The sequence below is a fragment of the Aeromonas sp. R9-2 genome, from assembly GCF_040908025.1.
GTDB classification, from domain to species: Bacteria; Pseudomonadota; Gammaproteobacteria; order Enterobacterales; family Aeromonadaceae; genus Aeromonas; species Aeromonas veronii.
In genome coordinates this window covers 1-2,981 of record NZ_JBFOCX010000004.1, presented here as the reverse complement: position 1 = coordinate 2,981, position 2,981 = coordinate 1, and the positions used below count along the sequence as shown (strand labels likewise).

Annotated in this window: 1 rRNA gene; it reads left to right on the top strand. The window is 52.4% G+C overall.

Going from position 1 to position 2,981, the window contains the following annotated elements:
- Positions 1-156: 156 nt before the first annotated feature.
- A 23S ribosomal RNA gene (locus tag AB5Y71_RS01130) occupies positions 157-2,981 on the top strand; the annotation flags it as partial.

Below are 2,981 nucleotides of genomic sequence, written 5' to 3'. Positions count from 1 at the left end.
TGCTCTTTAACAATCTGGAAAGCTGATTTAAAAAGTAGTTCTCAAACATTTGTTACAAGTGCTTTGGAAACTTCTTGGCGAAAACCAAATTTTATTTGGTCCTTGTTGTACGACAACAAGCTGTGCCGGTTTCACCGACACTTCTTGGGGTTGTATGGTTAAGTGACTAAGCGTACATGGTGGATGCCTTGGCAGTCAGAGGCGATGAAGGACGTACTAACCTGCGATAAGCTGTGAGAAGTCGGTAAGAGACGCTATTACTCACAGATTTCCGAATGGGGAAACCCACCCGAGATAACTCGGGTATCTGTTACTGAATACATAGGTAACAGAGGCGAACCGGGAGAACTGAAACATCTAAGTACCCCGAGGAAAAGAAATCAACCGAGATTCCCTCAGTAGCGGCGAGCGAACGGGGATTAGCCCTTAAGCATCTTGGAAGTTAGTGGAACGGTCCTGGAAAGGCCGGCGATACAGGGTGATAGCCCCGTACACGAAAACAACCTTGATGTGAAATCGAGTAGGGCGGGACACGTGACATCCTGTCTGAATATGGGGGGACCATCCTCCAAGGCTAAATACTCCTGACTGACCGATAGTGAACCAGTACCGTGAGGGAAAGGCGAAAAGAACCCCTGTGAGGGGAGTGAAATAGAACCTGAAACCGTGTACGTACAAGCAGTGGGAGCCCTTCGGGGTGACTGCGTACCTTTTGTATAATGGGTCAGCGACTTACATTTTGTAGCGAGGTTAACCGTATAGGGGAGCCGTAGGGAAACCGAGTCTTAACTGGGCGTCTAGTTGCAAGGTGTAGACCCGAAACCGGGTGATCTAGCCATGGGCAGGTTGAAGGTTGAGTAACATCAACTGGAGGACCGAACCCACTAACGTTGCAAAGTTAGGGGATGACCTGTGGCTGGGGGTGAAAGGCCAATCAAACTCGGAGATAGCTGGTTCTCCCCGAAAGCTATTTAGGTAGCGCCTCGGACGAATACTACTGGGGGTAGAGCACTGTTTGGGCTAGGGGGTCATCCCGACTTACCAACCCCATGCAAACTCCGAATACCAGTAAGTAATATCCGGGAGACACACGGCGGGTGCTAACGTCCGTCGTGAAGAGGGAAACAACCCAGACCGCCGGCTAAGGTCCCAAAGTTCTGGTTAAGTGGGAAACGATGTGGGAAGGCTCAGACAGCTAGGATGTTGGCTTAGAAGCAGCCATCATTTAAAGAAAGCGTAATAGCTCACTAGTCGAGTCGGCCTGCGCGGAAGATGTAACGGGGCTCAAACCAGGCACCGAAGCCGCGGATTCACACTTATGTGTGAGTGGTAGGGGAGCGTTCTGTAAGTCTGCGAAGGTGTATCGAGAGGTATGCTGGAGATATCAGAAGTGCGAATGCTGACGTAAGTAACGATAAAGGGGGTGAAAAGCCTCCTCGCCGGAAGACCAAGGGTTCCTGTCCAACGTTAATCGGGGCAGGGTGAGTCGACCCCTAAGGTGAGGCCGAAAGGCGTAATCGATGGGAAGCAGGTTAATATTCCTGCACGACTTGTAATTGCGATGGGGGGACGGAGAAGGCTAGGTGGGCCAGGCGACGGTTGTCCTGGTGAAAGTGCGTAGGTGGTGTTTCTAGGCAAATCCGGAGACACAACACTGAGACACGAGACGAACACACTACGGTGTGGAAGCCATTGATGCCCTGCTTCCAGGAAAAGCCTCTAAGCTTCAGATTACAAGTCATCGTACCCCAAACCGACACAGGTGGTCGGGTAGAGAATACCAAGGCGCTTGAGAGAACTCGGGTGAAGGAACTAGGCAAAATAGAACCGTAACTTCGGGAGAAGGTTCGCTCTTGACAGTGAAGTCCCTTGCGGATGGAGCAGTTGGGAGTCGCAGTGACCAGATGGCTGGGACTGTTTATCAAAAACACAGCACTCTGCAAACACGAAAGTGGACGTATAGGGTGTGACACCTGCCCGGTGCCGGAAGGTTAATTGATGGGGTTAGCGCAAGCGAAGCTCTTGATCGAAGCCCCGGTAAACGGCGGCCGTAACTATAACGGTCCTAAGGTAGCGAAATTCCTTGTCGGGTAAGTTCCGACCTGCACGAATGGTGTAACCATGGCCATGCTGTCTCCACCCGAGACTCAGTGAAATCGAATTCGCCGTGAAGATGCGGTGTACCCGCGGCTAGACGGAAAGACCCCGTGAACCTTTACTACAGCTTGGCACTGAACATTGAACCTACATGTGTAGGATAGGTGGGAGGCTTTGAAGGCGTGACGCCAGTTGCGCTGGAGCCGTCCTTGAAATACCACCCTTGTATGTTTGATGTTCTAACGCAGGGCCCTGAATCGGGCTCGCGGACAGTGCCTGGTGGGTAGTTTGACTGGGGCGGTCTCCTCCCAAAGAGTAACGGAGGAGCACGAAGGTTGGCTAATCCTGGTCGGACATCAGGAGGTTAGTGCAATGGCATAAGCCAGCTTAACTGCGAGACGGACAGGTCGAGCAGGTACGAAAGTAGGTCATAGTGATCCGGTGGTTCTGAATGGAAGGGCCATCGCTCAACGGATAAAAGGTACTCCGGGGATAACAGGCTGATACCGCCCAAGAGTTCATATCGACGGCGGTGTTTGGCACCTCGATGTCGGCTCATCACATCCTGGGGCTGAAGTCGGTCCCAAGGGTATGGCTGTTCGCCATTTAAAGTGGTACGCGAGCTGGGTTCAGAACGTCGTGAGACAGTTCGGTCCCTATCTGCCGTGGGCGTTGGATGATTGAAGGGAGTTGCTCCTAGTACGAGAGGACCGGAGTGAACGAACCTCTGGTGTTCGGGTTGTCACGCCAGTGGCACTGCCCGGTAGCTAAGTTCGGAATCGATAACCGCTGAAAGCATCTAAGCGGGAAGCGAGCCCTGAGATGAGTCATCCCTGACCCCTTGAGGGTCCTAAAGGGCCGTTGGAGACCACAACGTTGATAGG